Consider the following 14,538-nt stretch of genomic DNA (forward strand, 5'->3'; position numbering starts at 1 on the left):
CCCGCCCCCCCCGCCCCCCCCCCCCCCCCCCCCCCCCCCCCCCCCCCCCCCCCCCCCCCCCCCCCCCCCCCCCCCCCCCCCCCCCCCCCCCCCCCCCCCCCCCCCCCCCCCCCCCCCCCCGTAACGTCTTCCCGCCTGCCCCTCATTACCCCTTGGGCGGAAAAAGGGCCACGATCTCCTCGGGGGTGATGTCCGGGTGGATGTCCAGCAGGGCGAGGGCGCGGTAGTCTTCGGGGGTATCCATGTCCAGCTTCAGGTCGGGGCGGCGCAGGGCGGGGTTGGCCGGGTCGAAGGTGCGGATGCGGTACTGGCCGGGGTTGTCCCAGATGTACGACAGGCAGTGCTCGCGGTGGGCGGGCAGAGTGGCCTTGGCGGCGATGTCGGCCAGCAGCGCGTAGGACAGGGTTTCCGCGCCCAGGCCGTCGGGGTAGGTGTTGCCACGCGGGATGTGGTTGTACGCGTAGTCGCAGGCTCTGGCGGCGTGCTCGGCGCGCCAGAAGCGGATCAGGTCGTCGATGGCCGGTCCCCAGATCAGCGGGTTGTCGGCGCAGATGCGCACCACCTGTTCCGCGCCGTGGGCGGCCCCGGCCAGGCGGAAGCGCTCCAGCACGTCGTCCTCCGGGCCACGGAACACGGCCACGCCCTGACGCGAGAGGTGGTATTCCAGCACGTCGTTTTCGGGCCGGTGGGAGGTGGCGACCACCACTTCGTCGACGAGTTCCGCCTTGCGGGTGCGGCGCACCACCCAGTCGATGACGGGCAGGCCGTGCAGCGAGAGCATGGTCTTGCAGGGCAGGCGGGTGGAGCCCAGGCGGGCCTGGATGAGGGCGACGGTTCTCATGCGGAGTCTCCGTGCGGTCCGTGCGGGGTGCCCGAGGCCACGGGCGCGCCTGAAAGTGGGGAGTCGGGGGAGCCCGTAAAAGAGGGGGAATCGGGGGCGGCCACGGTGTCCTCCACGGAGGGGGATTGCTCGATGAGCGCGCTGCGCAGGTCGAAGTCCGGGCCGAAGGGCAATTCGTCGATGTACGACGGCCTGCGCGGCGCGGCCCCGCCCTGCGCGGGCGCCAGCAGCGCACCGATGCGCGCCACGACCCCGGCCTTGTTGCGGGTGAAGTCCAGCCGCTGCATGCGCTGGTGCAGGGCGCGGCGGAAGTCTTCGTCCAGCATGCGCGCGAAGGCCCGGCGCAGCGCCTCCTCGCGGAAGGGGTGCATCACGCCGAGGTAGGCGAAGCCGTTGCGGGCGCGGGCGAAGGTGTGGCGCGCCTCGCGTTCGTGGTGGGCCATGACGATGGCGGGCACGCGCATGTGCGCCAGTTCGTACACGGTGCGCCCGGCGGAACAGATGGCGATGTCCGCCCCTTCCATCTTGCGCGACATGACGTTGGTGGCGTGGGTGAATTCGACCAGCGGCGGGTTCTGGCCCCCGGCCCTGCCCAGGCTTTCCACGTGGGCCTGCATGGCCTCGCGGTGGGCGTAGCCCGGCCCGGCCACGATGCTGATGGCGATGCCCCGCTGGCGGCACAACGGCTCGATGACGTCCAGGGTGCGCCGGGTGAAGTCGGAATGGTCGGTGCCGCCGAAGGTGACCAGCACGCGCTTTGGCTGCGGCCGGAACTCGTTGCGCTCCCCGGCGATGAATTCGTCGCGCAGGCAGAAGTAGCGGTGGCCGTAGAGCAGGCGCGGGTCGTCGTGCCTGTCCTCGTACAGGGCGTTGACCACGAGGTCCGCGTGGGCCGCGCCGGGGCCTTCGTCCTCGAAGTTCACGGTGCGCACCCCGGCGGCCTTCAGGCGCAGCATGTAGTCCGCGCCGGTGTCCAGGATGTCGTTGACCACCAGGTCCGGCGCCAGGCGCAGCACGTCCTGTGCGAGCCCGGGTGCAAGCCCGGGTCCAGGATCATCGGTCTGCTGGATGTAGGTGCGGTAGTCGCGCGCGGCGATGTTCTTCACCGCCAGTTCGCTGTCGCGAGTGCACAGGAAGGTGATCTTGTGGTCGGAAATCTCGTGGGCCAGCATCAGGGCGCGGAACACGTGCCCCATGCCGATGGCCGGGTAGCCCGCCACCACGAACACGATGTGCCGCCGTTCCAGCAGCTTTTCGCACAGCCACCAGTCCTGGTAGCTGTTGATCTCGATGGCCCGGTCGTTGAGGAAATAGGGCATCACGCGCGGGGTGGCGCCGGGGGCCAGGGCGGAGGCGCGCAGCATGACCAGGGCCTTGCTTTCCACGTAGACTTCACGGCTGCCAGACGAACGCCCGGCGGAGGGGCGATGCGGCGAGGCCGCGCCGGTAGTTGCCCCGGCATCCGCGCCTTCGTCCGTTCCCTCATCCGGCCCCCCGTCCGCACCCCCATCCGGCCCGTCTTCCGGGCCTTCGTCGGCCAGAATCGCGTCCAGGCTGCCGTCGCGCTTTTCCCACACCCGCTGGCGGATGCTCTTCACCGTCACCAGCACGTCCGCGCCCTCGTTCCGGAAGCGGGCGAAGGCGTCGTCGATGTCGTGCCCGGTCAGCAGAGGGCAACTGGCCCGGTAGATGACCAGGTACGGGTAGGTGGCGGCCAGTTCTTCCAGCACGCCGCGCAGTTCGCGCACGATGTCCAGCGAGGTGAAGCGCAGGCTGGCGTTGTAGTGGTGGCGCACCCCGTTGCGCTCGCAGACCAGGGCGATCTCCTGGCTGTCGGTGACCACCACGATGTCCGCCGCCTCGGCCACGGACCGGGCCGTGTCGATGGCGCGCTGGATCAGGGTCACCCCGGCCAGCCGTTTCACCAGTTGGTCGGGGATGACCGCATTCTTCTTGATGGCGGGGATGACGATGCAGCGCCGGGGTCCGTTCATGCGGCGGCTAACCCCTGCGCAGCCCGTCGAGCACGTCTTTGGTGGCGGCAAGCATGTGGTCGAATTCCGCCCCGGTCAGCCAGTGCTGGAACGGGAAGGAGATCATGTTGTCGAAGAACATGTCGGCGTTGGGGCAGTCGGCCGCGCCGTAGCCCAGGCGCTGGTAGAACGGGTAGCGGTTCAGCGGGTAGTACTGCACCACGCACTTCACGCCCTTGTCGTTGAACATGGCGCGGATGAAGGCGTCGCGCTTGCCGCCCGTCATGCGCGCGGCCAGCAGGTGGTAGTTGTGCCGGGTGGTGTCCACGCGGTGGAATTCCAGTTCCGGGTAGTCGGCCAGCGCGTCGATGAAGCGCACGGCGCGCTCGCGCTTTTCCGCGTTGATGCGGTCGATGCGCTCCAGCTGCTTGATGCCCAGCGCGCATTCGATCTCGCCGATGCAGTAGTTGTTGGGCCACAGCATTTCGCCGTCGATCATGGGCATGTCCACGTTGCCCATGGCGGGCACCCAGTAGTCGGGCCGCTCGAAGTCGAAGCCGCAGTGCCCGTTGTGGCGCAGCATGGGCACCAGCTTGGCCAGTTCCGGGTCCTGCACCACCAGCATGCCGCCCTCGCCCAGGGTGGTCAGGTTCTTGTGCGAGTGGAAGGAATAGATGGCGAAGTCGCCGAAGCTGCCGGACATCTTGCCGTCCACGTCCGCGCCGATGGACTGGGCCGTGTCCTCCACCACCAGGATGCCGCGCGAGCGGGCCAGGTCCATGATGGCGGGCATGTCCGCAACATATCCGTACAGATGCACCACCACGATGGCCTTGGTGCGCGGGGTCAGCACCTTTTCGATGCTTTCCGCCGTCACCACGCGGGTGCGCAGGTCGATGTCCGCCCACACCGGTTTCGCGCCCTTCTTCAGGAACGGGTACGCCGACGCCGTGAAGGTGTGCGAGGGGATGACCACCTCGTCGCCCGGCTTGAACCGGCACAACTGCGCCGACAGTTCCAGCGCCGACACCCCGTTCATCACCGCGAAGCAGTGCTCCACGCCCAGGTACTCCGCGAACTTGCGCTGGAACTCCTGCATGTACCGGCCCTGGGTCAGGGTCTCGGCAGTGCGCATGGCCTCGGCCACCACGGCAATCTCGTCCTCCGTGTAGTAGAGGGCGCGGCCGCTGAAATTCACCTTGATATCCATCTGTACGTGCTCCTACAGCGCGAGATGTTGAGAACGGGGGCGCTGCCCCCGTACCCCCGCAAGGGGGCCGCGCCCCCTTGACCCCTTATGCCTGACCGTACCGCACTGCGTGCGATACGGTCAGGATACGGGCAAGGCGATTGGAGGGCAGTTGAAGTGCGGCGGGTACATCCCCATGTTCCGCCAGCGTAGTACCCCATAATGAAAAGTTTTGGGGGGAGGGGTCCGGGGAGGGAGACCTTTGCCTCAGCCGTTATGCGAGTCTTCGAGCATTACGGATGAGGACCGCAGCGCGCCAAAAGGTCCCCTCCCCGGTTAACATCCTTTCCGGCCCTACATGGCCTTGAACAGCGAGATGACCTTCTCGTCGGTGAGGATGTTCCGGAAGTCGGGGCCGAGGGCGTTGACGAGCGGCTTTTCGTGCACCACGGACGAGGCCACCAGGGCCTTGAGCTGGTCGTCGGAGAGGTTGGCGCACAGGCCCTTGGGCAGGTTGACGCCCTGGCGTTCGATCATCCTGGCGTACTTGGGGTAGTCTTGGGGGTAGAATTCGCCCAGCACGCTGAGGGCGTAGCAGTTGGCGATGCCGTGGTGGGTGTGCAGCACCACGGAGAGGCCGGCGGAGATGGGATGGATGACGCCCACGTTACCGGCGCTCATGCCGCCGAGGTACGAGGCGATCATCATCTTTTCCAGATTTTCCTCGGCCATCATGTCGTCGGAGAGAAAGATTTCCTCGCACATGTCCACGGCCTTCTGGGCCAGGGCATCGACGATGACGTTGCGGTAGCTGCCCCGCAGCGATTCGATGCAGTGCATGTAGGTGTCCATGCCGGTGTAGAAGTACTGGTCGCGCGGCACGGTGCGGGTCAGTTCCGGGTCCAGCAGCAACTGGTCGTACATGGTGATGTCGCTGTTCATGCCCAGCTTGATGCCGCGCTTGGCGTTCAGCAGCACGCAGGTGCGCGAGCATTCGGCGCCGGTGCCGGACAGGGTGGGCACGCCGATCTTGTGCGGGGCGGGGAACTTCACGAGGTCCCAGCCCTGGTAGTCCGCGGCCAGGCCGGGGTTGGTGAGCATGTTGGCCACGGCCTTGCCCACGTCCAGGGTGGCCCCGCCGCCGATGGCCACCACGGTGCAGGGCAGGCGGTTGTCATGGGCGCGCACGGCGGCGGCGAAGTCGTCGATCTGCCCGGTGGTGGGTTCGCTGGTGGTGTCCACGAACAGCACGAGGTCGCCGTCCTTCTTGGGCAGGCGGCCTTCCAGTTCGCGCCCCAGGAAGTAGTGGTCCACGAAGAACACGGCGGGACCGGCCACGGCGGCGCGGCGCGCGCCCACAAGGTCGCCCAGTTGGGCGAAGGAACCCTTGCCGAGGATGTAGAAGGGCACGTTCTTGGTATTGCGGTACATGGAACTCTCCTGGGGGTTGTGCGGAAGGTACGCCGCGTTGCGCATTCTAGGCGCATTCGCGGGGGCGGGCAAGATGCCCGGAAATATGGGGGATAAACGGCTAGCCGGGGAAAAGGCCCGGCGGTGCGACGTGCGTGAAGACCCGGCCGGGCGGGCCGGAGGCGCGGCAAAGGCGATGCGGTGCGGGGCTATGCATGGGGTGGCCGGCGATGCCGGGCGGGGTGTGGCCGCGTGCTGCCGGTGGGGGTGCCCGCCGGAACGGAGTGGATGGGATTCGCGACGGATGCAGCAGTAAGGATTCGGCGTGCCAAAGTCAATGGAAAAGGGGCCGGTGCGCCGCACAATGCTGGCCTTGGGCGCGCGGGTATGGCAGGGGAGTGGTGGAATGGATCATTCAACAGCCCTTGGGGAGGATGCATGAACGACGGCAACAAGTCGACAACGCAGGAAAATCCGTCCGCCGCGCGCGGATTCGCCGTGCTGGCGGCGCTGCTGGTGCTGGCGGCGCTGCTGGCCGGGTGCAGCGAAAAGCTGAAATTGCACCGGCCCGGCGCGCTGGCCACGCTGAGCGGCACGGTCACCTATCGCCAGCGCATTCTGCTGCCGCTTTCGGTGCAGGGCGAGGTGCGCCTGCTGGACGTGACCGACCTTGCAGACGGGGGCGAAGGCGTGGAACTGGCCCGCGTGGAACTGCCCGCGCCGGTGCGGGTGCCCGCGCCGTACCGCATCGATTTCGACGCCGCCCGCATCGACCAGCGCCGCAACTACGTGGTGGAAGCCACCCTGTTCGAGCCTGCCACGGGCGGCGGGCCGGGCCGGGTGTGGTTCCGCACCCCGGCCCCGCAGTACGTGCTGACGCACGGCAACCCGACCTACCTGGAACTGGTGCTGGAGATGGCCCGATGAGCGGGGCGGCCATTGGTGACGGGAAGGGCGGTGCGCCCGGTGGCATGCCCGACGGCGTGCCCGGCGGTGCGAAGGCCAGTGCGAAGGACGGCGCGCCCCGCTGCCCGTGGGCGCGGGCGCCGGAAGAGATCGCCTACCACGACGCCGAGTGGGGCGTGCCCGTGCGCGACGACCGCATTCACTTCGAATTCCTGGTGCTGGAGGCGGCGCAGGCCGGGCTTTCGTGGCTGACCATCCTGCGCAAGCGCGAAGGCTACCGCCGCCTGTTCGCGGACTTCGACCCCGCCGTGGTGGCCCGGTACACCCCGGCCGACGTGGAACGGCTGCTGGGCGACGCATCCATCGTGCGCAACCGCCTGAAGGTGGAGGCCGCCGTGCACAACGCCCGGCTGTTCCTGGACGTGCAGGCCCGCCACGGCAGCTTCGATGCGTTCGTCTGGAACTTCGTGGACGGCCGCCCGGTGTGCAACCAGTGGCGCGAACTGGCGCAGGTGCCCGCCACCACGCCGCTGTCGGACACGGTGTCCAGGGAGTTGAAGCGGCTGGGCTTCAAGTTCGTGGGGTCCACGGTCATCTACGCCCATTTGCAGGCCACCGGCCTGGTCAACGATCACCTGACCAGTTGCTTCCGCCACGCCGAGGTGGCGGCGGAACGCCGGGGCTGATCCGGCCCGGAGGCCGGGGAAGGCGGGTGGGCTTCTTGTCAGTGCCCGAATTGATGTTTATAATTATTCCCATCGCTTTTATCTATAGCAACACCAAGGAGTTAGTGAGATTTATGATTACGCTTACCGACCGTGCCCGCACGGAACTCGATGCCTATTTCTCCGACAAGGAGCGCAGCCCCATCCGCGTCTACCTGGCCCCCGGCGGTTGCAGCGGCCCGCGCCTGGCCCTGGCCCTGGACGAGCCCGGCGAGGAGGACAAGGTGTTCGAGCCCGGGGGCTATACCTTCTGCGTCAACGACGCGCTGCTGGAGCAGTCCGGCGCCATCAATATCGACCTCGGCTCCATGGGCTTCGCCGTGACCTCCGAAGTGCAGATCGGCGGTGGCGGCGGCGGGTGCAGCGGGTGCGGGAGTTCCAGCAGCTGCTGCGGCTAAGGGCAGCACCCAAATTGTCCTTTCGCCCGTTGGCGTCGTCAAACTTCGCCTGCCATGTCGGTCGAATACGATAAGAGTATACTCCCTCATGGCAGGCTCGTTTTCCTTGCCAACGGACGAAAATCCTAATTTGGGAGCAGCCCTTGGCGCTCCGTCTTTTGGTGAGTGCCTGCGCAGACGAAGATCGAAAATCCCGTCGCGCCGCCCGCGCGGGTTCACGTCTGTTTCCGCCTTGGCATGAAGAACATGCACGGGGCCGGACATACCGTCCGGCCCCGTGTTGTTTTTTGGGGAAACAGGGGGGACGCGGCGGGACCGGGGGTGTTTCCGCCCTTGCGCCCCGCGCCGCAGGGGAGTAGGTAACCGCCCTTGCGGGCGTGCGCGGGCGCGCCGCCCGGCAGGATCGTCACTGCATCAAGACCATCACGGCATCGCCGCGACCACGCGACAGAAGGGGCATTCGCCATGCGCAGCATCGCCGTGTATTGCGGCTCTAATTTCGGAAGGGGCGACGGCTACCTGAAGGCCGCCGTGGCCCTGGGGCAGACCCTGGCGGCCCAGTCCATCCGCCTGGTCTACGGCGGCACCACCAAGGGGCTCATGGGCGTGGTGGCCGACGCGGCCCTGCGCGCCGGGGGCGAGGTGCACGGCGTGATCACCGAGAAGTTGGTGGAGCGCGGGCAACTGCACGAAGGGCTGACCAGCCACGACGTGGTGCCCGACATGCGCAGCCGCAAGGCCCGCATGGCCCAACTGGCCGAGGGTTTCGTGGCCATGCCCGGCGGCATCGGCACGCTGGAGGAATTGTTCGAGATCTGGGTGGAAGGCCAGCTCTACCCGCCCGCGCGGCCCATCGGCCTGCTGGATGTGGGCGGCTTCTACGGGCCGTTCTTCGGCATGATCGACCACATGATCGAGGAACGCTTCCTGCCCCAAGGGCACAAGGCCATGGTCATGGCCCATGCGGACCCGGCCCGGCTGGTGGCCGCCATGCGCGCGTACACCCCGGTGACCGTGGAGAAGTGGGGATTGTAGCCCCCGGCGCTTTCGCCCCGTCCCGGCACATCCCCCCGCCGGGCAGGACGCCCCTGCCCGGTTCCTGAGCGTGGCAGCCCTCCTGCGGAAAGGTTGCGCACGGCGCACGGCCCTGCCGTTCCCCTGGGGAGCGGCAGGGCCGTCGCGTGTGTGGCCCCGTTGCGTGTGTCTCCGTGATCCGGCCGGTGTGCGGTTTCGCGTCCGGTCCGTGCTTCGTATCCGTTGTTGTGGGGCCGTCCTCAGCGGCAGTGGGCCATGGCGCGCAGCAGTTCTTCGCGGCCCGCGCTCAGGGGCGGTTCGAACTCCACGCCCATTTCGTTCCCCCGGTACCAGCGGGTCTGGTAGGGGATGTTCTGCAGGTGGCCCGGCTCGTTCACCGTGGCGTGCAGGTACATGCCCCTGCTCGCGCCGCCCAGGTCCGCGCCGCCGCCGTACACCAGCAGGCGCGCGCCCCCGGTGCTCACGTCCAGCAGCCGTGCCTTGTACTCGTGTTCGCCGTAGCGGATGCGGCACGGATAGTCGTATTCGTCGGCCACCAGATTGATGCGGAAATGTTCCCTGCGGTCTTCCCTGAGGTCGTTCATGACGCTCCCTCCGTGCTGGTTGCCCGGCGCCGCGGGATGCGGCGCGCCCGCGCGCGTGATGGCATGCCGACCGGATGCGTGCGAAGGATGGCTGGCGGAGTGCGGAAAACGCGGGTCGGCAGGCGATGCGGCCCGAAAGGGGGGGGCGGGCCGGAGAGGAGCCGGGGAGGACGAGGAAGGAGAAGGACGCGCGGGGCCACCGTATACCCCTATGGTATGACGTGTCGCCCGTGCGGGCAATGGCGCGGGCGCTGTCGGAGGTGCGGCGGGCGCAGGTTATCATGCCCGGAGCGTAACCGCCCGCGCCGTTTGGCGGGGCCGCAGGCGCGCACGATGGGGGAGAGGGGGGCGGAAACGAAGCCGGGCCGCCGGTTTCCCGGCGGCCCGAAATGGAGCCCTTGAGCAGGATTGAACTGCTGACCTCGTCCTTACCAAGGACGCACTCTACCGACTGAGCTACAAGGGCGTGATGGTCGGGGCATGATGTCGGGACATGCTGTCCGCGAGGCTTGCGCCGCATGGCCGCGCGGGCACGAAAGGCCCGTTGCGCGCGGCGGACGGTTGACTAGCCTGTTTCGCCACCGGCGTCAAGCCGCGCGGGCCGGGAATCGCTTGGTCGGGCGTGGCTGGCGGGACGCTTCGCGCACGGGTTGTTCCGCGTGGCCATGTGCGCACCGGATGACGCGCGGCAGCGCTGCCGTGCCGCAGCAACGTGCCGTTGCATCTCTGCATTGTTCGTGCAACCAACCCGCATTTGTCCGCTTGACCTGCCGCGCGGACTGCGGCATACAGTCCGGTACCCATGGTTTTCCAGGTTTTCTTCGCATCTCCAAAGCAAGGACGATAGCCCCATGCGCCGCACCGCAGCCACCGCTCTTCCGAACGCCACCGGCCTGTTGGCCCCGGTATTCGTAGCGGTCGTCGTACGTGAAGTACGTCGCGTCGCGCCGTAGCCGGGGCAGGTCTCAGCAGCAGAGAACAGTCCAACCCCCGTCGGCGCGAGCCGGCGGGGGTTGTCGTTTTTCCGCGACGCGGCGGAAATGGCGCATCCTCTTCCGGCTCCGCCCGGACCACAGGAGGAGCGCACATGCCAGCCCACACCCCGTCCAGCAACGCGCCCGGCACCACACCGGGCACCACACCGGGCATCGCCCCCGGCGCCGCACCCACCCCCCGGAAACGCCAGCCCAACGGCGCGGACCTGGTCATCCGCCTGCTGGAGCGGCAGGGCATCGATGTCGTGGCGGGCATTCCCGGCGGGGCCAACCTGCCCCTGTACGACGCCCTCGGCCGCGCGGACTCCATCCGCCACGTGCTGGCCCGGCACGAGCAGGGCGCGGGCTTCATGGCCCAGGGCATGGCCCGCGTCACCGGGCGGCCCGCCGTGTTTTTCGCCACGTCCGGCCCCGGCGCCACCAATACCCTGACGGCCATCGCCGACGCCAAGCTCGATTCCGTGCCCGTGGTGTGCGTCACCGGGCAGGTGCCGCTGGGCCTCGTCGGCTCGGACGCCTTCCAGGAGGTGGACATCTACGGCATGTCCATCCCCGTGACCAAGCACAATTTCCTGGTGCGCTCGGTGGACGAACTGGCCGAGGTGATCCCCGCCGCCTTCCGCATCGCCGCGTCCGGCCGCCCCGGCCCGGTGCTGGTGGACATTCCCAAGAACGTGCAGATGGCCCCGGTGGACCCGGCCATGTTCGACAACCCGCCGCAGCCGGGCCTGCCCGCGCCGCCCCCCGCGCCCGACCCGGCCGCCATATCCCGCGCCGCCGCGTTGCTCAACGCGGCCAGACGCCCCATGCTCTACCTGGGCGGCGGGGTGGTGGCCTCCGGCGCGTCGGACATGGCCGTGCAACTGGCCGAGCGGGCCGGGCTGCCCACGGTGATGACCCTGATGGCCCTCGGGGCCATGCCCGCCGGGCATCCCCTGTCCCTCGGCATGCTGGGCATGCACGCCGCGCGGCACACCAACCTGCTGCTGGCCGAGTGCGACGTGCTGCTGGTGGCCGGGGCCCGCTTCGACGACCGGGCCGTGGGCAAGGCCGAGCGCTTCTGCCCCCAGGCCACCATCGTCCACATCGACATCGACGAGAGCGAACTGGACAAGATCCTGCCGGTGCACTGCGGCATCACCGGCGACGTGGGGCTGGCCCTGGCCGAATTGCTGCCCCTGCTGCGTCCCCGCGCGGAGGCCGGGCGCGAGGCGTGGCTGACCCGGGTGGAGGAATGCCGCCGCCGCCACCCCTTCGTCATGCCCGGCGCGGACGACCCGCGCACGCCGTACGGCCTGATCCGCTGCGCCGCCGACGCCGTGGACCACGACGCCATCGTGGCCACCGACGTGGGCCAGCACCAGATGCGCACGGCCCAGGCCTATCCCCTGCGCGGCCCGCGCCGCTGGCTGACCTCCGGCGGCCTCGGGACCATGGGCTTCGGCTTGCCCGCCGCCATCGGCGCGGCGCTGGCCCGGCCCGAGGCCACGGTGCTGTGCTTCACCGGCGACGGCAGCCTCCAGATGAACATCCAGGAACTGGCCACCGCCGCCGAGGAAGGGGTGAACGTCAAGATCCTGCTGGCCGACAACAACGCCCTGGGCCTGGTGCGCCAGCAGCAGGAACTGTTCTACGAGGGGCGGCTGGTGGCCAGCGCGTACCGGCGCAAGGTGGATTTCGCGCGCATCGCCGAAGGGTTCGGCGTGCCCGCCGTGGACCTGGACGCCAGCGAACACCCCCTGCGCGACCTGGCCGACGCCCTGCGCGCCCCCGGCCCGTGCCTGATCCGGGTCACCGTGCCCGCCGAGGCCAACGTGTACCCCATGGTGCCCCCCGGCGCGGACAATCTGCAAATGATCGGGGGCGAGCCGGAAACGGACGCCGCCATGCAGGAAGATGACAACGATTGCGACACCCATGCCGACGCCGCCGGAGGCCGCCATGTCCATGCCTGATATCGCCCAGCCCGCCCGATTCGCCCAATTCGCCCAGTCCATCCAGTCCGGCGGCCCAGCCCCGGCCCCGGCGGCGGACGCCCGGCCGCTGGTGGCCCTGCGCCTGACCGTGAACAACCACCCCGGCGTCATGTCGCACGTGTGCGGGCTGTTCGCCCGGCGGGCGTTCAACGTCGAGGCCATCCTGTGCACGCCGGTGAACGGCGGCCAGGTGAGCCGCATCTGGCTGCTGGTGGCCGAGGACGAACGGCTGGAACAGATGGTGCGCCAGGTGCGCAAGCTGCACGACGTGCTGGACGTGCGCCGCCGCCCCGCCGGGGGCGAGGCGTTCGCCCGGCTGGCCGACTGCATGGCCGCCTGGGAACGCGAGACCGCCGGGTAGCCGCGCCGTCCTCTCCGGGAAATGACGCGTCCCGCCGAGGCGTTCGCCTCGGCGGGACGCGGGATGTCTCTTGTTCCGGCCTCCCGCGCGGGGGGGGCGTCTGGTCTCCCAGGGGTTGTTTCTAAAGTAGGATTTTCGTCCGTTGGCAAGGAAAACGAGCCTGCCCTGAGGGAGTATACTCTTCCTGTATTCGACCGACAGGGCAGGGACGTTTGACGAAGCCAACGGGCGAAAGGACAATTTAGAAACAGCCCCTACCCCTCTTCGCGCATCTTGCGGATCAACTCCTGCAACACGTGCGACTGCTGGGCCAGGTCGGCCACGGCCGAGGCGGACTGGCGCATCACCTCGGCCGATTCCGACGAAACCCGGCTGATGTCCTCGATGGACCGGTTGATCTCCTCGCTGGCGGCGGACTGTTCCTCGCTGGCCGTGGCGATGGACCGCACCTGGTCGGACACCGAGGCGGCCAGGCTCACGATGCCCCCCAGCGATTCGCCCGATTCTGTGGCCAGGCGGGTCACCTCCTGCACGTGGCGCACCGTCTCTTCCACGTGGCCCACGTTGCGGCGGGTGCCGCCCTGGATGCCCGAGATGGCCTGCCCCACCTCCCTGGTGGCCAGCATGGTCTTTTCGGCCAGCTTGCGCACCTCGTCGGCGACCACGGCGAATCCGCGCCCGGCGTCCCCGGCGCGGGCGGCCTCGATGGCGGCGTTCAGCGCCAGCAGGTTGGTCTGGTCGGCGATGTCGTTGATCACGGTCATCACCCGGCCGATGTCCTCGGCCTGGCGGCCCAGTTCGGCCATGTCGTCCTTGAGCTGCCCGGCGGTCTGCTGCACCTGCCCGATGCCCGCCACCACCTGTCGCACCACGTCCTGGCCGGTCACGGCCTTGTCGCGCGCGCCTTCCGCGGCGCCCGCGGCTTCACCGACGCTGCGCGCCACCTCGAGCACCGTGGCGTTCATCTGTTCCATGGCCGTGGCTGTCTCGGACACGCGCTGCATCTGGTGTTCCGCGCCCCGGCTGGCCTGCTCGATCTGCGCGGCCAGTTCCTCGGAGGCGGAGCCGAGCACGCCGGTGACGCCGGTCAGGGTGTCCGCCGCCTGCAACAATCCTTCGCGCCTGGCCGATTCCGCATGGCGGCGGGCCGCCTCCGCCTCCTCCGAGGCCAGCCGGGCTCGCTCCGATTCGGCGCGCGCCTCGGTCGAGCGGGCGTCGGCCTCGCCGATCTTGTCCTTCAGCGTGGCCACCATGCGGCACAGACATTCGGTCAGCACGCCCACCTCGTCGCGGGCGTCCACGGCCAGGCATTCCTCCAGCGCCCCGCGCGAGACCGCCTCGGAATAGGCCACGGTGTGCTTCAGCGGCACGGTGACCGACCGGGTGATGGCGATGGAGAACCCGGCCAGCACCAGCAGCGCCAGGATGGTGGCCCCCGCCAGCCGGTACATGGTGTCGCCGTAGCTGGCGTCGGCCTCTGCGTTGTCTTCCCTGGCGGCCTGCTCGATGATTTCGGTCAGCTGGTTGATGACCTCGCGCATGGCCTCGAACTTCACGCCCACCTCGCCCAGCGACACCAGGGCGGCCTTCTGGCGGGCCGCCGGGTCGCCGGAAAGGGCGGCGTCCATCACCGCGCGCGAAAGGGGCATCCACGCGGCGCGGGCCGCGTCGTACTGCGGAACGAGCGGCCTGGCCGCATCGTCGAGGGGCAGGTTCTTGTACTTGTTCCAGCGCTCGTCCGACTGCCGCAGGTTGTCCTCGTATTCCTTCTTCAGCCTGTCGATGGCCTTCCTGTCCGCGGGGTCCGCGAACAGCAGCGACCGTTCCGCCACCAGCAGCTGTTGCAGGTCGCGGTCGGCCTGTATCAGGTAGTTCAGGCCCGGCAGACGGATGTTGGAGACATCCTTCAGGTTCTGCTGGATGATCCGCGCCCCCATCCAGCCCGCCGTGCCTGCGGCGCCGATGAAGAAGAATGCCAGCAGCGAGAGGACGACAAGCCGGGTGGTGATGCCGAACTGGCGGAGAAATTTCATGGTGGCCCTCGCATGTTGCGGAGTGATGACGGTTTCCCGCAAGCCTAGCACGGAATCCGGGACCGCAGGCAAGTATAAACAATGAGGCTTGAGGAACCAAAGAGCGCATGTG

12 protein-coding genes and 1 tRNA gene are annotated in these 14,538 nt (G+C 68.8%); 6 read left to right on the plus strand and 7 right to left on the minus strand.

Annotated elements, in window-relative coordinates; all coding sequences use genetic code 11:
* Window positions 1-145 precede the first annotated feature (145 nt).
* The 4 genes from V6B97_RS14075 to V6B97_RS14090 form a co-directional block, all read right to left on the minus strand.
* The gene (locus V6B97_RS14075; RefSeq protein WP_333507145.1) at window positions 146-841 is read right to left on the minus strand and encodes a cytidylyltransferase domain-containing protein; all 696 of its coding nucleotides are present in this window, start codon (window positions 839-841) and stop codon (window positions 146-148) included.
* Complete coding sequence (locus V6B97_RS14080; protein WP_333507146.1) at window positions 838-2,835, minus strand: cytidylyltransferase domain-containing protein; 1,998 nt, start codon at window positions 2,833-2,835, stop codon at window positions 838-840. Before V6B97_RS14080 ends, V6B97_RS14075 begins: the two co-directional genes overlap by 4 nt.
* A 7-nt stretch (window positions 2,836-2,842) precedes the next feature.
* Window positions 2,843-4,024, minus strand: coding sequence for a DegT/DnrJ/EryC1/StrS family aminotransferase (locus V6B97_RS14085; protein WP_333507147.1), 1,182 nt, complete (start codon window positions 4,022-4,024; stop codon window positions 2,843-2,845).
* Between the two features lie 333 nt (window positions 4,025-4,357).
* Window positions 4,358-5,434 (minus strand): iron-containing alcohol dehydrogenase family protein, encoded by a 1,077-nt coding sequence (locus V6B97_RS14090; RefSeq protein ID WP_333507148.1) that lies wholly within the window; start codon window positions 5,432-5,434, stop codon window positions 4,358-4,360.
* A 417-nt stretch (window positions 5,435-5,851) separates the two neighbouring features.
* On the opposite strand from V6B97_RS14090, the gene V6B97_RS14095 reads away from it, so the two are divergent.
* From V6B97_RS14095 to V6B97_RS14110, 4 genes are all read left to right on the plus strand, one after another.
* Window positions 5,852-6,340: a YbaY family lipoprotein gene (locus V6B97_RS14095; RefSeq protein ID WP_333507149.1), complete on the plus strand. Its 489-nt coding sequence runs from the start codon at window positions 5,852-5,854 to the stop codon at window positions 6,338-6,340.
* Between the two features lie 44 nt (window positions 6,341-6,384).
* Window positions 6,385-7,005 carry a DNA-3-methyladenine glycosylase I gene (locus tag V6B97_RS14100; protein ID WP_333507150.1) on the plus strand — a complete coding sequence of 207 codons (621 nt, stop codon included), beginning with the start codon at window positions 6,385-6,387 and terminating at the stop codon, window positions 7,003-7,005.
* 113 nt (window positions 7,006-7,118) lie between these two features.
* The gene (locus tag V6B97_RS14105) at window positions 7,119-7,442 is read left to right on the plus strand and encodes an IscA/HesB family protein (RefSeq protein WP_333507151.1); all 324 of its coding nucleotides are present in this window, start codon (window positions 7,119-7,121) and stop codon (window positions 7,440-7,442) included.
* Window positions 7,443-7,907: 465 nt separating this feature from the next.
* The gene (locus V6B97_RS14110; protein ID WP_333507152.1) at window positions 7,908-8,477 is read left to right on the plus strand and encodes a TIGR00730 family Rossman fold protein; all 570 of its coding nucleotides are present in this window, start codon (window positions 7,908-7,910) and stop codon (window positions 8,475-8,477) included.
* Window positions 8,478-8,716: 239 nt separating this feature from the next.
* Here the strand turns inward: V6B97_RS14110 and V6B97_RS14115 are convergent, their stop codons facing one another.
* Both V6B97_RS14115 and V6B97_RS14120 read right to left on the minus strand, forming a co-directional pair.
* Complete coding sequence (locus V6B97_RS14115; RefSeq protein ID WP_333507153.1) at window positions 8,717-9,061, minus strand: PilZ domain-containing protein; 345 nt, start codon at window positions 9,059-9,061, stop codon at window positions 8,717-8,719.
* Between the two features lie 390 nt (window positions 9,062-9,451).
* Window positions 9,452-9,527, minus strand: a tRNA-Thr gene (locus tag V6B97_RS14120).
* Window positions 9,528-10,148: 621 nt separating this feature from the next.
* Between V6B97_RS14120 and ilvB the strand changes: the two genes are divergently transcribed.
* Together ilvB and ilvN are read left to right on the plus strand one after the other, a co-directional pair.
* A complete protein-coding gene (ilvB, locus tag V6B97_RS14125) occupies window positions 10,149-12,011 on the plus strand; it encodes an acetolactate synthase large subunit (RefSeq protein WP_333507154.1) in 1,863 nt (620 codons plus the stop codon).
* A complete protein-coding gene (gene ilvN, locus V6B97_RS14130; protein WP_442935494.1) occupies window positions 11,998-12,393 on the plus strand; it encodes an acetolactate synthase small subunit in 396 nt (131 codons plus the stop codon). Before ilvB ends, ilvN begins: the two co-directional genes overlap by 14 nt.
* 254 nt (window positions 12,394-12,647) lie before the next feature.
* Here the strand turns inward: ilvN and V6B97_RS14135 are convergent, their stop codons facing one another.
* Window positions 12,648-14,426: a methyl-accepting chemotaxis protein gene (locus V6B97_RS14135; RefSeq protein WP_333507155.1), complete on the minus strand. Its 1,779-nt coding sequence runs from the start codon at window positions 14,424-14,426 to the stop codon at window positions 12,648-12,650.
* Window positions 14,427-14,538: the final 112 nt, after the last annotated feature.

Origin of the sequence: Nitratidesulfovibrio sp. 1201_IL3209, from assembly GCF_036763125.1 — a bacterium.
In the GTDB taxonomy this organism is placed as follows: Bacteria; Desulfobacterota; Desulfovibrionia; order Desulfovibrionales; family Desulfovibrionaceae; genus Cupidesulfovibrio.

Coding starts and splice junctions, on each gene's coding strand:
- V6B97_RS14075 (WP_333507145.1), bottom strand. CDS start 841: ATGAGAACCGTCGCCCTCATCCAGGCCCGCCTGGGCTCCACCCGCCTG.
- V6B97_RS14080 (WP_333507146.1), bottom strand. CDS start 2,835: ATGAACGGACCCCGGCGCTGCATCGTCATCCCCGCCATCAAGAAGAAT.
- V6B97_RS14085 (WP_333507147.1), bottom strand. CDS start 4,024: ATGGATATCAAGGTGAATTTCAGCGGCCGCGCCCTCTACTACACGGAG.
- V6B97_RS14090 (WP_333507148.1), bottom strand. CDS start 5,434: ATGTACCGCAATACCAAGAACGTGCCCTTCTACATCCTCGGCAAGGGT.
- V6B97_RS14095 (WP_333507149.1), top strand. CDS start 5,852: ATGAACGACGGCAACAAGTCGACAACGCAGGAAAATCCGTCCGCCGCG.
- V6B97_RS14100 (WP_333507150.1), top strand. CDS start 6,385: ATGCCCGACGGCGTGCCCGGCGGTGCGAAGGCCAGTGCGAAGGACGGC.
- V6B97_RS14105 (WP_333507151.1), top strand. CDS start 7,119: ATGATTACGCTTACCGACCGTGCCCGCACGGAACTCGATGCCTATTTC.
- V6B97_RS14110 (WP_333507152.1), top strand. CDS start 7,908: ATGCGCAGCATCGCCGTGTATTGCGGCTCTAATTTCGGAAGGGGCGAC.
- V6B97_RS14115 (WP_333507153.1), bottom strand. CDS start 9,061: ATGAACGACCTCAGGGAAGACCGCAGGGAACATTTCCGCATCAATCTG.
- ilvB (WP_333507154.1), top strand. CDS start 10,149: ATGCCAGCCCACACCCCGTCCAGCAACGCGCCCGGCACCACACCGGGC.
- ilvN (WP_442935494.1), top strand. CDS start 11,998: ATGTCCATGCCTGATATCGCCCAGCCCGCCCGATTCGCCCAATTCGCC.
- V6B97_RS14135 (WP_333507155.1), bottom strand. CDS start 14,426: ATGAAATTTCTCCGCCAGTTCGGCATCACCACCCGGCTTGTCGTCCTC.